Source organism: Pyruvatibacter mobilis (genome assembly GCF_012848855.1).
In the GTDB taxonomy this organism is placed as follows: Bacteria; Pseudomonadota; Alphaproteobacteria; order CGMCC-115125; family CGMCC-115125; genus Pyruvatibacter; species Pyruvatibacter mobilis.
The window spans coordinates 1070782-1085973 of sequence record NZ_CP051630.1 but is presented as its reverse complement, the minus strand read 5'-3'; the positions used below and the strand labels follow the sequence as shown (position 1 = coordinate 1085973).

The window sequence follows — 15192 nt, the reverse complement described above, 5'->3', positions numbered from 1 at the left end:
TTGCGCGGGCTCGGGTAAGGAAAATCAAAAGGGTTGGCGGTGCGGACCAAGGTTCAGGCCCGCACCGCGAATGCCGTTTGCTGCTAACTGCTGGTGGTCTGCAGTTCCACGTTAAGGCCAAGGGACCGCATTTCCTTGACCAGCACGTTGAAGCTTTCCGGAATGCCGGCTTCAAAGGTGTCGTCGCCACGCACGATGGCTTCGTACACCTTGGTACGGCCCGCCACGTCATCCGACTTCACGGTCAGCATTTCCTGCAACGTGTAGGCAGCGCCATAGGCCTGAAGCGCCCACACTTCCATTTCACCGAAGCGCTGGCCGCCGAACTGCGCCTTACCGCCCAGCGGCTGCTGGGTCACAAGCGAGTACGGGCCGATCGAGCGCGCGTGGATCTTGTCATCCACGAGGTGATGCAGCTTCAGCATGTAGATGTAGCCGACGGTCACCGGACGATCGAACTGCTCGCCGGTACGGCCATCATAGAGAACCGACTGGCCGGAGCCGTCGAGATTGCCCTTCTCGAGCATCTCCACGATGTCGCCCTCATGGGCCCCGTCAAACACCGGCGTGGCGATCGGCACACCCTTCTGCAGGTTGGTGGCAAGTTCCACCGTGGCGTCTTCGTCCAGCTCACCGAGCACGGGCTCATCGCCATAGACATTCTCGAGCGTCTTCTTGAGCTCGATCATCTTGCCCTCGGCGCGATAATCCTCAAGCGCCTGACCGATCATCCGGCCGAGGCCGGCACTTGCCCAGCCCATATGGGTCTCGAGAATCTGCCCCACATTCATGCGGCTCGGCACACCCAGCGGGTTCAGCACGATGTCCACATGGGTACCGTCTTCGAGATAGGGCATGTCCTCGATCGGGTTGATCTTGGAGATGACGCCCTTGTTGCCGTGACGACCGGCCATCTTGTCGCCCGGCTGCAGCTTGCGCTTCACGGCCACGAAGACCTTGACCATTTTCATGACGCCCGGCGGCAGTTCATCACCGCGCTGCAGCTTCTCGACCTTGTCTTCGAAGCGCGCATCAAGGCGCTTCTTGCCGTCGTCATACTGCTTCTTCAGCGCTTCGATGTCGGCCATGGCCTTGTCATTCTTGAGCGCGATCTGCCACCACTGGCCCTTCGTCAGGTCATCCAGCACAGCCTGGGTGACCTTGCTGTCGGCAGCCATGTCATTGGGACCCGAGGCGACCTGCTTGTTCAGCAGCATCTCTTCCAGGCGACCATAGATATTGCGCTCGAGGATCGCGAGTTCGTCGTCGCGGTCCTTCGCCAGACGCTCGATCTCCTCACGCTCGATCGCCAGGGCACGTTCGTCCTTGTCCACGCCGTGACGGTTGAACACGCGCACTTCCACCACTGTACCGGCAACGCCAGGAGGCAGCTTCAGCGAGGTATCGCGAACATCCGAGGCTTTCTCACCGAAGATGGCGCGCAGAAGCTTCTCTTCCGGCGTCATCGGGCTCTCACCCTTCGGGGTGATCTTGCCGACCAGAATGTCGCCCGGATGCACTTCGGCACCGATATAGACGATGCCCGCCTCGTCGAGGTTGCGCAGAGCTTCTTCACCCACATTCGGGATGTCGCGGGTGATCTCCTCCGGACCAAGCTTGGTGTCGCGAGCGGCGATCTCGAATTCCTCGATGTGGATCGAGGTAAAGACGTCGTCGCGCACGATGCGCTCGGAGATGAGGATGGAGTCCTCGAAATTGTAACCGTTCCACGGCATGAACGCGACGAGCACGTTGCGGCCCAGCGCCAGCTCACCAAGATCCGTAGACGGACCATCGGCCATGATGTCGCCGGCCTTCACCCGGTCACCCACCTTCACAAGCGGACGCTGGTTGATGCAGGTGTTCTGGTTCGAGCGCTGGAACTTGCGCAGGTTGTAGATGTCGACGCCGGACCTGGAGTGATCCGTCTCTTCGGTGGCGCGCACCACGATACGGGTGGCATCCACCTGATCAACGATACCCGTGCGGCGCGCCGCGATGGCGGCACCGGAGTCATGCGCCACGACAGCTTCCATGCCGGTGCCGACCAGCGGCGCATCGGCCTTCACGAGCGGCACAGCCTGACGCTGCATGTTCGAGCCCATGAGAGCGCGGTTGGCGTCATCGTTTTCCAGGAACGGAATGAGTGCTGCGGCAACCGACACCAGCTGGCGCGGCGACACGTCCACAAAGCTCACTTCCTCACGCGGCATCATCTGCACGTCGCCGGCGCGGCGGGCAGCAATCAGCTCATTGGTGAAGGTCCCGTCCGGCTCAAGCGACACGTTCGCCTGGGCAATCGCATAGCGGCCCTCTTCCATGGCGGAGAGATACACCACGTCATCGGTGACCACGCCGTCCTTCACCTTGCGATACGGAGTCTCGATGAAGCCGTACTTGTTCACGCGGCTATAGGTGGCAAGCGAGTTGATCAGGCCGATATTCGGGCCTTCCGGCGTCTCAATCGGACAGATACGGCCATAATGGGTCGGGTGCACGTCGCGCACCTCGAAGCCCGCACGCTCACGGGTCAGACCACCCGGCCCAAGCGCGGAGAGACGGCGCTTATGGGTGATCTCAGACAGCGGGTTGGTCTGGTCCATGAACTGCGACAGCTGCGAGGAACCGAAGAACTCACGCACAGCGGCTGCAACCGGCTTGGCGTTGATCAGGTCCTGCGGCATCACTGTATCGATGTCGACGGACCCCATGCGTTCCTTGATGGCGCGCTCCATGCGGAGCAGGCCAACGCGGAACTGGTTTTCCATCAGCTCGCCGACCGACCGCACACGGCGGTTGCCGAGGTGGTCAATGTCGTCGATTTCGCCGCGGCCATCGCGCAGGTCCACCAGCGTCTTGATGACGGCGAGGATGTCGTCCTTGCGCAGTACACGGACGGTATCTTCCGCATCCAGATCAAGACGCATATTCATCTTCACGCGGCCAACCGCGGAAAGGTCATAACGCTCGCTGTCGAAGAACAGGCTGTCGAACAGCGCCTGGGCGGTTTCCGGGGTCGGCGGCTCGCCCGGACGCATGACGCGGTAGATATCTACCAGCGCCTGGTCCTTGTTGGTTGCCTTGTCGACGGCAAGCGTGTTGCGGATGTAGCCGCCCACATTCACTTCATCAATGTCGAGCACTTCGAACTCGGTGATACCGGCGTCATCGAAACCGTCCAGCATCTCCTGGGTGATCTCTTCGCCGGCCTCGGCGTAGATCTCACCGGTGGCTTCGTTGATCATCTCGGTTGCGATGAACTGGCCGATCAGGTTTTCCGGCTGAACCAGAAGCTCCTTCACGCCCTCTTCGATCAGCTTCTTGCCGAGACGCGGCGTGACCTTGCGGCCAGCCTCGATCACGACATTGCCGGTCTTCGCGTCCACCAGGTCGACGGCCGGCTTGATGCCGCGCATGCCTTCCGGATTGAACGGGGTCTTCCAGCCGTCCTTGGCCTTCTTGTAGGCAATCTTGCCGTAGAAGAGGTCGAGGATCTGCTCACTGTCCATGCCCAGCGCGTACAGCAGCGTGGTGGCCGGGATCTTGCGGCGGCGGTCGATGCGGCAATAGACGATGTCCTTGGCGTCGAACTCGAAATCCAGCCAGGAACCGCGATAGGGGATCACACGGGCGGCAAACAGCAGCTTGCCCGAGGAGTGCGTCTTGCCCTTGTCGTGGTCGAAGAAGACGCCCGGCGAGCGATGCATCTGCGAAACGATCACGCGCTCCGTGCCGTTGACGATGAACGTACCGTTCTCCGTCATCAGCGGCATGTCGCCCATGTAGACATCCTGCTCCTTGATGTCCTTGACGGACTTGGCGCCGGTGTCTTCGTCCACATCGAACACGATGAGGCGGAGCGTCACCTTCAGAGGCGCGGCGTAGGTCATGCCCCGCTGCTGGCACTCTTCGGTGTCGTACTTGGGATCCTCGAAGGCGTAGGAAACAAATTCCAGCGTCGAGGTTTCTGCATAATCAGAGATCGGGAAGACCGAGCGGAAAACCGCTTCAAGGCCCTCATCCTCACGACGGTCTGCCGGATCAGTCAGCAGGAACTGGTCGTAGGACTGACGCTGAACCTCAATGAGGTTCGGCATCTGGGTCACTTCGGGAATGTGACCAAAAAATTTGCGGATACGTTTGCGGCCAGTGAAGGACTGGGACTGCGACATCAAGGTTCCTCGCTCACAAGCGAATCAGGGCATGACGACACGGTTTGGAGACAGCGTGCGCCACGGTTTGGGGGCGGCAGACGGGCATCACGGGTGCGCGGCATCGAATGCCAGGCAATCCGGAGCAGTCCACCAGCGCCGACGGGTCCAATTCCTATGAGGTTGCCCTCACTCCCGAAACCCGGCATGCACGAAAGTGACGCGCGCGCCGGAGCCACTATCAGCAGCTCCGGCGCACGGTCACTCGGTATATTTGGGTAACGCCGAATATGGCCTACCCGATAGTCGTTTGCAAGGGCATGGCGGCAGGCCCTGAGAGACCCGCCTGCCCTCGCCGCCGAACTACTTGAGTTCGACGCCAGCGCCGGCTTCTTCCAGCTTCTTCTTCATTTCTTCGGCTTCGGCCTTCGGCACGTCAGCCTTCACTTCCTTGGGAGCACCTTCGACGAGCTCCTTGGCTTCCTTCAGGCCGAGACCGGTGATGGCGCGGACTTCCTTGATGACGTTGATCTTCTTGTCACCAGCGGACGTGAGAACGACGGAGAACTCGTCCTTCTCTTCAGCGGCGCCTCCGGCGTCGCCACCGGCACCCGGAGCGGCGGCCACGGCCACCGGAGCAGCGGCGGACACGCCCCACTTCTCTTCGAGCATCTTGGACAGCTCGGCGGCTTCCAGGACGGTCAGGTTGGACAGGTCTTCGACGATCTGGTCGAGATTAGCCATTTTCAAAGTTCCTTAGCTTCGTAGTACCGCTTCTGAACGGTAAAAATCGAGGTGAGCGAGGACCGCCTTAGGCGGCATCCCCCTGTTCGGCTTTTGCTGCGATGACGCGGGCCACCTGGCCGCCAGGCGCGGAGAGCACCTGGGCGATACGGGTCGCCGGCGTGTTGAGCATTCCCACAATCTTGCCCCGGAGCTCGTCGAGGGACGGCAGATCGGCCAGAGCCTTGATGCCGCCTTCGTCAAGCACGGTTTCGCCCATGGCGCCGCCGCGGATTACGAGCTTCTCGTTATCCTTGGCAAACTTGGCGAGAACCCTAGGCGCGGCCACGGGGTCTTCAGAGACACCGATGGCGCACGGGCCGGTGAAGAGATCTGCGATCTCGGCAGCCGGCGTACCTTCCAGAGCACGCTTGGCCAGGCGGTTCTTCGTAACCTTGAAGCTCGCACCAGCCTCGGCCATCTGGCGACGGAGATCAGAAAGCTCCGCCACGTTCAGGCCTGAATAGTGGGTCACCACGACGACACCGGCATCCGCGAAGACACCGTTGAGCGTCGAGACGAGCGCATCTTTTTCAGCGCGTTCCACTTGCTCTTCTCCAACTTTTGGGCCCCGCCCGCCGACTGTCCCATCAGACGATGGCACACCGACCGGCAGAACCCGGTGGCAATAGCCGCCGGCCCTCAAGAGGAAACCAGCGACGCTCGTTGCCTGTCCGCCCGTGTCGGGGATGACCCCTCGCACAAACACCGGCCAGAAGCGGCCCGAAGAGCCCGGCGTGGATATACCGGGAAAATCAGGTCGTTCCCGTCTAGTGCAGGCGGGCTTTAAGCTCCCCGGCTGGGCTCCTGGAACAGGGCCGGACCGGTGGAACACCTGCAGTCACGGACAGGTCGAAGCCGGATGAACCGGCTTCTCCCGCCATCCACGGACTGTGGATGGCGGGAAATCATGTCGGGCCCCTAACAGGTTGCCCGGAAGTCTTTAGGCCTCGGCCGCCAGGCTGGACGGATCAACCTTCACGCCCGGCCCCATCGTGGAGCTGACGCTCACGCGCTTGATGAAGGTACCCTTGGCGCCCGAGGGCTTTGCCTTCTGCACCGCATCAATGAACGCGGAAATGTTCTGGCTGATCTGCTCCTCGGTGAAGCTCGCCTTGCCGACGCCGGCATGCAGCACACCGGCCTTTTCGACGCGGAACTCCACAGCACCGCCCTTGGCGGCCTTCACGGCTTCGGCCACATCCGGCGTCACCGTGCCGACCTTCGGGTTCGGCATGAGATTGCGCGGACCAAGCACCTTACCCAGACGGCCGACGAGCGGCATCATGTCCGGTGTGGCGATGCACTTGTCGAAATCAATGGTGCCGCCCTGGATGGTTTCCATCAGGTCTTCGGCGCCCACGATGTCGGCCCCTGCTGCCTTGGCTTCATCGGCCTTGTCGCCCTTGGCGAACACAGCCACGCGGGCCGCACGTCCGGACCCGTTGGGCAGCTGACACACGCCGCGGACCATCTGGTCAGCGTGACGCGGATCGACGCCCAGGTTCAGGGCCACTTCAACCGTCTCATCGAACTTCGCCTTGGCGTTGTCCTTGATGATCTTCACGGCTTCATCGAGGCCATAGAGCTTCTTGCGATCGACGGCCGCGCGGGCTGCGGTGATCTTCTTACCTGCTTTTGCCATGATCCTTACCCCACAACCTCAATACCCATGGAGCGCGCGGACCCTGCAATGATCAGGGCGGCTGCATCCACGTCGTTGGCGTTCAGGTCGGACATCTTTTCTTCGGCGATCTCGCGAACCTGCTTCATGGTCACCTTGCCGGCCACATCGGTGCCCGGCTTCTGGGAGCCCTTGTTAAGCTTGGCTGCCTTCTTGAGGTAGTAGCTTGCCGGCGGCTTCTTGGTGATGAAGGTGAAGGACTTGTCCTGGAAGATGGTCACGACCGTCGGCAGCGGCATGCCCTGTTCCATGCCCTGCGTCTTGGCGTTGAACGCCTTGCAGAATTCCATGATGTTGAGGCCGCGCTGACCCAGCGCCGGACCGATGGGGGGCGACGGATTGGCCTGCCCCGCCGGCACCTGAAGCTTCAGGTAGCCGATGATCTTCTTTGCCATTTTTGCTCCTTCCAGACGTCCCGAATGCGCGGAATGCCTGACATTTAGCAGTTGAAGGACCGTGGTCCGGCGCTGGCAGCACCTCCCACGGAAAACGCCCCGAACCTGCCCGGTTGACCCGGGCCCGAACGGGACGCCTGTTCAGAAGGCGGGACACATAACCCAAACCTTCCCTGATTGCCAGAGGGTACGGGCTTTTTTTGCAGGCACCCTGCCCCCGCCTCACCTCAGGACATTTTCATTGTCACCATGCCGGCAATGATCAGCGCGGCGGCAATTCCCCGCTGCACGGTAAACTGCTCTCCAAGGAACCAGACACCGACCGCAAACGCACCCACAGCCCCAATGCCTGTCCAGACCATGTAGGCCGTGCCCAACGGCAGGGAGCGCATGGCCATCGCCAGCAACGTGAAGGACCCGGCCATGGCGGCTACCATGACGATAACCGGCATCACTTTCGTAAAACCTTGGGATTCCTTCATCGCAAAGGCCCAGACGACCTCGAGAGTGCCGGCGACAATCAGCAGGACCCAGGACATGACACCTCACATCCGGGCCGTCCCGTCTGAAATTCCCGAAATGGGGGAGGTCGTCCTCCTGGAAGGCAGCTCTAAGCGGCTACCTGAGAATGATCCGGCCTCAATCCTGACCGGCCATCCCTAAAGGCCCTAGACCTTGTCGACCTGGCCGTATTCCAGCTCGACGGGTGTCGGACGCCCGAAGATCGACACCGCAACCTTGAGGCGCGCGGAATCTTCGTCGACTTCCTCGACCACACCGGAGAAGGAGGCAAACGGACCATCGGCCACGCGCACCTGCTCGCCAACCTCGAAGGAAACGGACGGACGCGGGCTGTCCACGCCTTCCTGAACCTGGTTGAGAATGCGGTCGACTTCCGCCTGGCTCACCGGCTGCGGGCGGGTTTCCGACCCGAGGAAGCCGGTTACCTTCGGCGTGTTCTTCACGAGGTGGAATGCCTGGTCGGTCAGGTCCATCTTCACCAGCACATAGCCCGGGAAGAACTTGCGTTCCGACTTCACCTTCTGGCCGCGGCGGACTTCCACCACCTCTTCGGTCGGCACAAGGATTTCCTCGAAGCAATCCTCCAGCCCCTGCTGTTCGGCCTGCTCCTTGATGCTCTCCGCAACTTTCTTTTCGAAGTTGGAATAGCTGTGAACGATGTACCACCGATGCGCCATCGCACCCTAATCCTTCAATCTGCGGGCCGGCGGACATGACGTCCGGCCATCTGGCCCGGTGTTGCTTTTTCTGCCGCGGCCTGGACTAGAGGCTCACGCTCAGCAGGAGCTGCACACCCCAGCTCATGATCTGATCAGCGACGAAGAAGAAGATCGACGCCAGTGCCACCATGATGAACACCATGATCGTCGTGATCATGGTCTCACGGCGGGTCGGCCACGTCACCTTGGAGACTTCAGACCGGACCTGCCGGGTGAACTCCACGGGAGAGGTTTTCTTCTTCTTGGTAACGTCCTTTGCCACGGCCGGATCGCGCCCTTATCGCTTGTACCCTGTCAGCGTCACCATAGCGGCATGACCATGCCACCACCAAACGCCAGATAAAATGACGCGCCGAACACCTGAAACGCGGTCCGATCGGACCCGGTGCCGGCGCTGCCTGCCGCCCTTCCCCTATCGGGCCGGGCTGGCAGGAGTGGAGGGACTCGAACCCCCAACCCCCGGTTTTGGAGACCGGTGCTCTGCCAGTTGAGCTACACTCCTAAACCGGCGAACGGGGACCGTCCTGAAGGACAGCCCCCATACGCAACTGTTTACTCGATGATAGCGGAGACGACGCCTGCACCGACGGTGCGGCCGCCTTCACGGATGGCGAAGCGGAGCTTCTCTTCCATCGCGATCGGCACGATCAGCTCGACTTCCATCTCGCAGTTATCGCCCGGCATCACCATTTCCGTGCCTTCCGGCAGCGTCACAACACCCGTCACGTCCGTCGTCCGGAAGTAGAACTGCGGACGGTAGTTCGTGAAGAACGGCGTGTGACGGCCACCTTCATCCTTGGTCAGGATGTAGGCCTCGGCCTTGAACTTCGTGTGTGGCGTGATCGAACCCGGCTTGCAGAGAACCTGACCGCGCTCGATGTCGTTGCGGTCCACACCACGCAGCAGGCAGCCCACATTGTCGCCGGCTTCGCCCTGGTCCAGCAGCTTGCGGAACATCTCGACGCCCGTGACGGTCGTCTTCGTGGTGTCCTTGATGCCGACGATCTCGATTTCCTCGCCCACATTCACAACACCGCGCTCGATACGGCCCGTGGCAACCGTGCCGCGGCCGGAGATCGAGAACACGTCTTCCACCGGCATCAGGAACGGCTGGTCCTTCGGACGGTCCGGCGTCGGGATGAACTCGTCAACCGCAGCCATCAGCTCGAGGATCTTTTCCTTGCCGATATTGTCGTCACGGCCTTCAAGCGCCGCGAGAGCCGAACCGGCAACGATGGGGATATCGTCGCCCGGGAACTCGTAGGACGACAGAAGCTCACGCACTTCCATTTCCACGAGCTCGAGAAGCTCTTCGTCGTCAACCTGGTCGACCTTGTTCAGGAACACCACCAGCGCCGGCACGCCAACCTGACGGGCAAGCAGGATGTGCTCGCGGGTCTGCGGCATCGGGCCGTCAGCGGCATTCACCACCAGGATCGCACCGTCCATCTGCGCCGCACCCGTGATCATGTTCTTCACATAGTCAGCGTGGCCCGGGCAGTCGACGTGGGCGTAGTGACGGTTTTCCGTCTCGTACTCAACGTGCGCCGTCGAGATGGTGATGCCGCGCGCCTTCTCTTCAGGCGCCTTGTCGATGTCGGCATAGTCCGAAAATTCAGCACCGCCGCTCTCGGCAAGCACCTTCGTGATCGCAGCCGTCAGCGTCGTCTTGCCATGGTCAACGTGACCAATCGTGCCGATATTCGCGTGCGGCTTCGTGCGCTCAAACTTTTCCTTGGCCATCTCTCTCTCGGACCTCTTGTTGCTGCCTCGCCAAAAGGCAGTCAGTCATGTCGTCAGTCAAACACTCAAAATCGGGCAGATCTCGCGACGCAGCGCCCTGGTTGTCCAGCATCCAAGCTGGAGCGGGTGAAGGGAATCGAACCCTCGTCGTCAGCTTGGAAGGCTGCTGCTCTACCATTGAGCTACACCCGCCAGAACCGGTCCTTTTTCGAGCTGGGCCCCATGGGGGACACCTGCGAACCGTTCGTCTTGTTGCCTTCCTGAAGGGGATGGTGGAGGGAGTTGGATTTGAACCAACGTAGGCATAGCCAACGGATTTACAGTCCGTCCCCTTTAACCACTCGGGCATCCCTCCTTAATCCGCACCCGCTGCCACATAAGCATCAGCGGGTCCTTCAAGAAGTCCCTGGCGAAACGAACAGCGCCTGGCGATCCCGTTTCAAGAGACAGCTTATCTCATCCGGCCCAACCTGGTGAGGAAAAGCCGACATGTTCAGGCTGTCGCTTGGTATGGAAAACCCCGGCTCCGTGCGCCGCTGGTGGCGTGGAAATAGGCGGTTTTCGCCCCCCGTGTCAATGCCGGTTTTCCCTTGAGTACCCCCGTCCGCGGCCAAAACCGCCTCCCGGCAGCAACACGCCCTGAAATTCACCCCTGCCGTGGGCTCGGTAGCCCCCTTGGCATACGGATTTCGTTGCAGCGGCCCGAGGAAGGAGCTACAGCGCTGTCATGAGCGATGAGAGCACCAAATCCGGCGGCAGACCGCCCCGCGGCCCGGCCCGCAAGGGCCCGCGCGGCAACAATCGCGGCGGCGGACGCGGCCAGGGACCGAACGGCCCGCGCCACGGCGATTCCCGCAGCGAAAGGCGCAGTGGCGGCACCGGTGGCCGACCGGCCAAGGGAAGCATGGCAAAAGGCCGCTCGGCCAAGCCCCAGGCTCCCCGTGGCGGTGGCCGGGCCACGGCCCCGGTCGCAGACGGACCGGACTGGCTCTACGGCATCCACGCGGTGCGCGCAGCGCTGCTGAACCCAAAGCGCCGGATCCTGCGCATCATCGCGACTGAAAAAGCCTTCGAAACCATCGCCGAACCCGCCCGCAAACGAGGCCTACAGGTAGAGAAGGCCGATGCCCGGGAGCTGGACCAGATGTTCCCGGCAGGTGCCGTGCATCAGGGGCTGGCCTTGCGCGTTGCCCCCCTGCCCGAGCCCGTGCTGGCCGACATCATCGAGCAAACCAAGGCTGCGGAGGCCGCTGGCGAAACCGCGCGTCCGGTCGTCATCCTTGACCAGGTCACCGACCCACAGAACGTAGGCGCGGTATTGCGCTCAGCCGCCGTCTTCGGCGCACGCGCGGTTATCGTCACCCGCCGCAACTCCCCACCGGTCACCGGTGCCCTTGCCAAAGCTGCATCCGGCGCCGTTGAGCAGATGCAGCTGGTGCAGGTCCCCAATGTCGCGCAGGCAATTGCGGTGTTGCAGTCCGAAGGCTGGTTTGCTGTCGGCCTTGAAGGCACGGGCGACAAATCCCTGTCGCAGATGGACCTGACTGGAAAGATCGCCATCGTGATGGGAGCCGAGGGAACGGGCCTGCGCCGCCTCACTGCCGAGCGCTGCGACATGCTGGCCCGCATACCCGGTGAACCGGGCTTTGCGTCCCTCAACGTGTCGAACGCAACCGCCGTGACCCTGTATGAAATCAGCCGTCAGCGCGGTGCATGACGGAAGGCGCGATTTCCGCCTCGCCACAGCGCCGCATGCGCGCTATATGTCCCGCGATTCCTGCGGAATCCAGACGATCCGACGCTAGGGCTACTGCTGCCCGCGTCCCAGAGTGCCGGCTTAGCTCAGCTGGTAGAGCACCTGATTTGTAATCAGGGGGTCGGGGGTTCAAGTCCCTCAGCCGGCACCACTTTTTTCAAGATCAGATAACCTGCCTCAGTTCGCCCAAGCGCGCCTGCACAGCATCTGCATAAACCGCCACGATCATTGCCTGCGCGCTTTCGCCGAACGACCGCAGATTGGTGTTGGGCTCGACGCACTCCATCTCGCACAAAACTGGCCCGCGATCCGCCTGGATCAGGTCAATCCGGACACGGGTGACTGCCCCATCCCCGTAATGCCCTAATGCCCAGTCGACCACATCCTGAGCGAAAGAAAGCATGCCCGGCGGAAGATCCTGGCGCACGAGCGCGCGCCGCTTTGATGTGTCCGATGACCGGAACCCCGGCGGCTTTAGAATGGCGTGACTAAACACCCCGCGCAGGAAAACCAGCGAGTACTCCCCGCGCTCAATCCCAGCCTGATAGGACTGAAGAATAGCGCCATAGCCGCCATCCGCTTGGATGATCGACCGGAAAACACGCTCTGCCCCGCATTCGTCCAATAGATGCTCCGGACGCACTGTTGGGATCGGGGCTGCTCGCGCGACTACGAACGTGTTGTGCCCATCCGCCGAGACAATCGGCTTCAGAACCAGATCGCGTCCACGCCAGGCTCTTTGCTCTTCCAGCTCGCCGACGATGTCCGCAAAGGCTCTAGCCGCCGCAGCTTGCGTGTGGTGTTCAGGACTTCCATCCCGGCTGAAGAACCGTGAGGGCGTGATTGACCCTGAGCGTTTATCGTCTTCGCCAAACGCCGCGGCCAGCTCAGACAAGTACACCGACTTGATAACGCCGTCGCGCAGAACCCGCGCGTCATTGATCAACCGACGACGGCCGTCCTCTTCGCATTTCGTCAGCCAGCGGAGGAACGCATCCGGCTCTTCCCGAAGATTCCATGTCGAGCTGACATAGATCGCGTCATACCGCCCTGGTTCAAAATCTGTGGACCGCCAATCAACAAGGTCCACTTCGACCGCCCGCGAGCGGAGCTCTTCGGCCAGGAGCACATCATCAAACCAAGGGGTCTCACGTCCGGCAATCGCCAAGGCAGGCGTCATCGCTTTTCACATCCGCAGGCAACCTACTAATATTGCAAGTTAATAGCAGGTTTTACCTTGCAGAGGGAAATGCCGTCCCCAACAGCTCCCTTTCGCGGACTTACCGAACAACTTCGGCGATGCGGGCATAATCTCCGTAGAGTTCCTGCGTGCGGCCCTTGCCCAATGTGTCGATAGCAGCACCAAGCTCCGCGCGCGGAGCGACGTGAAACTGCTTCAGCCACCACATGAGCAGGCGACGGAACCATGCCGGCAGTCGCTGCTGCATGCCGAAATCCACGACCAGCAACCGGCCGCCCGCACCCGTGACGCTGAAGCCCTGCCCCAGCGCTTCCCGCCATTGAGGGATCATCGACAGGCTGTAGGAAAAGAAGACCCGGTCAAAATCCGACCGCCCGAAAAGGGAGTGCGCTTCGAAGCTCGCAGCATCCGCGCGGGCCAACTCAATGCGATGGGCGAACCCGGCGCGCATGATTTCAGCCCGCGCCTTCTCCAGCATCGCTTCGGAGATATCGATTCCGTAAAAGCGCGCCCGGGGATAACGCCGCGCGGCCTTGATGAGGTTGCGCCCTGTGCCGCAGCCGACCTCCAGCACGCAGCCATCGTCCGGCGGTGCCAGTTCCCGGATCAGCCGGTCACGCCCGAGCAGATAGTATTTGCGTGTCAGGTCGTAGATGTGGCGCTGGGTACGGTAGATGGAATCCATCAACTCGCTGGTGGAAGACGCAGCATCGGTCATGCGGTGTCAGCCCTTGAATACGTAGAGGTGAACACCGCCATAGATGGCTGACCGGTCCCGCGCCGTGTAGCCGAGGCTTTCGTCAGCCCTGTACTCCCAGCGCGCCATGATGTCATCATCCACCCGCCCCGGCAGGATCGACAGCTGGCCAGCGGTCCGGAAAACGACCCGCGCGCCGGGCTGGGCTGTGCGGGTGATCTCTGCCCAAAGCTCGGTGAGTTGGGAATCCGTCATCCAGTCCTGCGCATCCAGCAGCACATAGGCATCCATGCTGCCATCCGCTTCACGCTGCAGCTGCTCGGTGACGGAGCGATGATTGACCGTCACGCGATGAGCGCGGTCCTGCACTTCGTGAAAATGGGCACTCTGCAGATAGGGCGGCAACGGACCGGACGGGCCTGACGCGTAGCCGCGGCCAAAGGCCTGCCAGGCAAAATAATTGTCCGCCATTGGAAAGCCGCAAGCCAATTTCTCGAGTCGTGCCTTGAGCACGGCCGCCATGTCCCCGCCCCCATCAGCTGCCAGTGCCTCATATTGCGCCGGTGGAATACCGAGACCATAAAGTGACATCTTCTTGGACGTGACCCAGCGCACCATGCGGCGGTCAAACAGGGGCGCGAGCGCCTTGTCGAAAAACGAGCGTTGCTCATCAATCGTCCGTGCAAAGACAATCTGGCGCGGATCCGTGCCGTGCAGCCGGGCCATCCAGTGGGCTGCACCTATGAAGTATCCCAGCAAACCATGGTGATATAGGTCGCGGGAGAACAGTGAGATGCGCCGCTGCAGCATCCAGTCACGGCCTTCCCAGTAGGCCCTGCTTTGTTTGTCCAACCGATCCCGCACAAAACGCTTGTAGGTGTTGATGTTGGCCTGCTCGTCCGCTTCACCAAAGAACCGGTAGAAGGCCTCATAGGTTGGCACACCCTGGGCCGCTGCCAGCTTGAGCCGCGTCAGCGCCAGATGCGCCCGGTTGAGATCGACCGCGATAATTTCTTTCGGGTCAGCGGTGAGATAGGAAAGCACGTTGCAACCGCCGGACGCGATGGTGAGCATCCGCGACTGCGGCGTGAGCTTGAGCGCATCGAGGTCCACTTCCGGGTCTTCCCAGATCTGCGGATAGACCAGCCCCTTGAAGGCAAAGGTGAACATGCGTTCAAGAAAGCCCGCCCGCGTGCCGGCGCTGTTCTGATGAACTGCGGACTGGAGATTTTTGCGGGTCTGTTGAATGGCTGACGGCGGCACGGGCGCACTCCCAAGGCAGGCGGCTCACGGATCGCCACATCTCCGGGGGATACGGCCTGCCTGCGGCCCCGGCTGTGGCGGCGGCACCCCGGCGCGTATGGCACGTGAATCATCAATTGGGGCCGCTGATCCTGCTCCATAGCAGGCGACCGATGACGGTTTTGTCACAGAGGCGGAGCATGTGAACGCCCGGCAAAAGAGAACCCGCCGCAAGTACGGGTTAGCGACAATTCGAGAGCATTTTCTAGCTGGCTGTTAACCCCCTTGCCCTACTGATA

At 61.7% G+C, this 15192-nt stretch carries 13 protein-coding genes and 4 tRNA genes; 2 read left to right on the top strand and 15 right to left on the bottom strand.

Translation table 11 applies throughout. The annotated features are described in order from the left end of the window. Positions 1-83: 83 nt before the first annotated feature. From rpoB to HG718_RS04975, 12 genes are all read right to left on the bottom strand, one after another. Positions 84-4172: a DNA-directed RNA polymerase subunit beta gene (gene rpoB, locus HG718_RS05030; protein WP_160589077.1), complete on the bottom strand. Its 4089-nt coding sequence runs from the start codon at positions 4170-4172 to the stop codon at positions 84-86. A gap of 342 nt (positions 4173-4514) precedes the next feature. Beyond that, entirely contained in the window at positions 4515-4895 is a 381-nt protein-coding gene (gene rplL / locus HG718_RS05025) for a 50S ribosomal protein L7/L12 (RefSeq protein WP_027844217.1), read from the bottom strand. A 67-nt stretch (positions 4896-4962) separates the two neighbouring features. Continuing rightward, complete coding sequence (gene rplJ / locus HG718_RS05020; RefSeq protein ID WP_027844218.1) at positions 4963-5481, bottom strand: 50S ribosomal protein L10; 519 nt, start codon at positions 5479-5481, stop codon at positions 4963-4965. 396 nt (positions 5482-5877) lie between these two features. Beyond that, complete coding sequence (gene rplA / locus HG718_RS05015; protein WP_027844219.1) at positions 5878-6579, bottom strand: 50S ribosomal protein L1; 702 nt, start codon at positions 6577-6579, stop codon at positions 5878-5880. A gap of 5 nt (positions 6580-6584) precedes the next feature. After that, on the bottom strand, positions 6585-7013 hold the full coding sequence (rplK, locus tag HG718_RS05010; protein ID WP_027844220.1) for a 50S ribosomal protein L11: 429 nt from the start codon (positions 7011-7013) through the stop codon (positions 6585-6587). A gap of 227 nt (positions 7014-7240) precedes the next feature. Then, positions 7241-7552, bottom strand: a complete 312-nt coding sequence (locus tag HG718_RS05005; protein ID WP_027844221.1) for a QacE family quaternary ammonium compound efflux SMR transporter — start codon at positions 7550-7552, stop codon at positions 7241-7243. 129 nt (positions 7553-7681) lie between these two features. Next, complete coding sequence (gene nusG, locus HG718_RS05000; protein WP_027844222.1) at positions 7682-8212, bottom strand: transcription termination/antitermination protein NusG; 531 nt, start codon at positions 8210-8212, stop codon at positions 7682-7684. Between the two features lie 85 nt (positions 8213-8297). Continuing rightward, positions 8298-8516: a preprotein translocase subunit SecE gene (gene secE, locus HG718_RS04995; RefSeq protein ID WP_036266136.1), complete on the bottom strand. Its 219-nt coding sequence runs from the start codon at positions 8514-8516 to the stop codon at positions 8298-8300. Positions 8517-8680: 164 nt separating this feature from the next. Further along, positions 8681-8756, bottom strand: a tRNA-Trp gene (locus HG718_RS04990). Positions 8757-8806: 50 nt separating this feature from the next. Further along, the gene (gene tuf, locus HG718_RS04985; protein WP_170080183.1) at positions 8807-9997 is read right to left on the bottom strand and encodes an elongation factor Tu; all 1191 of its coding nucleotides are present in this window, start codon (positions 9995-9997) and stop codon (positions 8807-8809) included. A gap of 118 nt (positions 9998-10115) precedes the next feature. Further along, a tRNA-Gly gene (locus HG718_RS04980) sits at positions 10116-10189 on the bottom strand. 78 nt (positions 10190-10267) lie between these two features. Continuing rightward, a tRNA-Tyr gene (locus HG718_RS04975) sits at positions 10268-10352 on the bottom strand. A gap of 372 nt (positions 10353-10724) precedes the next feature. On the opposite strand from HG718_RS04975, the gene rlmB reads away from it, so the two are divergent. Next, the gene (rlmB, locus tag HG718_RS04970) at positions 10725-11714 is read left to right on the top strand and encodes a 23S rRNA (guanosine(2251)-2'-O)-methyltransferase RlmB (RefSeq protein ID WP_205345714.1); all 990 of its coding nucleotides are present in this window, start codon (positions 10725-10727) and stop codon (positions 11712-11714) included. 114 nt (positions 11715-11828) lie between these two features. Next, a tRNA-Thr gene (locus HG718_RS04965) sits at positions 11829-11904 on the top strand. A 12-nt stretch (positions 11905-11916) separates the two neighbouring features. Here the strand turns inward: HG718_RS04965 and HG718_RS04960 are convergent. The 3 genes from HG718_RS04960 to HG718_RS04950 form a co-directional block, all read right to left on the bottom strand. After that, positions 11917-12933, bottom strand: coding sequence for an ATP-grasp domain-containing protein (locus HG718_RS04960; RefSeq protein WP_160588818.1), 1017 nt, complete (start codon positions 12931-12933; stop codon positions 11917-11919). Between the two features lie 100 nt (positions 12934-13033). Next, on the bottom strand, positions 13034-13672 hold the full coding sequence (locus HG718_RS04955) for a class I SAM-dependent methyltransferase (RefSeq protein WP_160588819.1): 639 nt from the start codon (positions 13670-13672) through the stop codon (positions 13034-13036). Positions 13673-13678: 6 nt separating this feature from the next. Next, positions 13679-14914: a BtaA family protein gene (locus tag HG718_RS04950; protein WP_244624778.1), complete on the bottom strand. Its 1236-nt coding sequence runs from the start codon at positions 14912-14914 to the stop codon at positions 13679-13681. Positions 14915-15192: the final 278 nt, after the last annotated feature.

Coding starts and splice junctions, on each gene's coding strand:
- rplK (WP_027844220.1), bottom strand. CDS start 7,013: ATGGCAAAGAAGATCATCGGCTACCTGAAGCTTCAGGTGCCGGCGGGG.
- rplA (WP_027844219.1), bottom strand. CDS start 6,579: ATGGCAAAAGCAGGTAAGAAGATCACCGCAGCCCGCGCGGCCGTCGAT.
- tuf (WP_170080183.1), bottom strand. CDS start 9,997: ATGGCCAAGGAAAAGTTTGAGCGCACGAAGCCGCACGCGAATATCGGC.
- nusG (WP_027844222.1), bottom strand. CDS start 8,212: ATGGCGCATCGGTGGTACATCGTTCACAGCTATTCCAACTTCGAAAAG.
- rpoB (WP_160589077.1), bottom strand. CDS start 4,172: ATGTCGCAGTCCCAGTCCTTCACTGGCCGCAAACGTATCCGCAAATTT.
- HG718_RS04960 (WP_160588818.1), bottom strand. CDS start 12,933: ATGACGCCTGCCTTGGCGATTGCCGGACGTGAGACCCCTTGGTTTGAT.
- HG718_RS05005 (WP_027844221.1), bottom strand. CDS start 7,552: ATGTCCTGGGTCCTGCTGATTGTCGCCGGCACTCTCGAGGTCGTCTGG.
- rlmB (WP_205345714.1), top strand. CDS start 10,725: ATGAGCGATGAGAGCACCAAATCCGGCGGCAGACCGCCCCGCGGCCCG.
- HG718_RS04955 (WP_160588819.1), bottom strand. CDS start 13,672: ATGACCGATGCTGCGTCTTCCACCAGCGAGTTGATGGATTCCATCTAC.
- rplL (WP_027844217.1), bottom strand. CDS start 4,895: ATGGCTAATCTCGACCAGATCGTCGAAGACCTGTCCAACCTGACCGTC.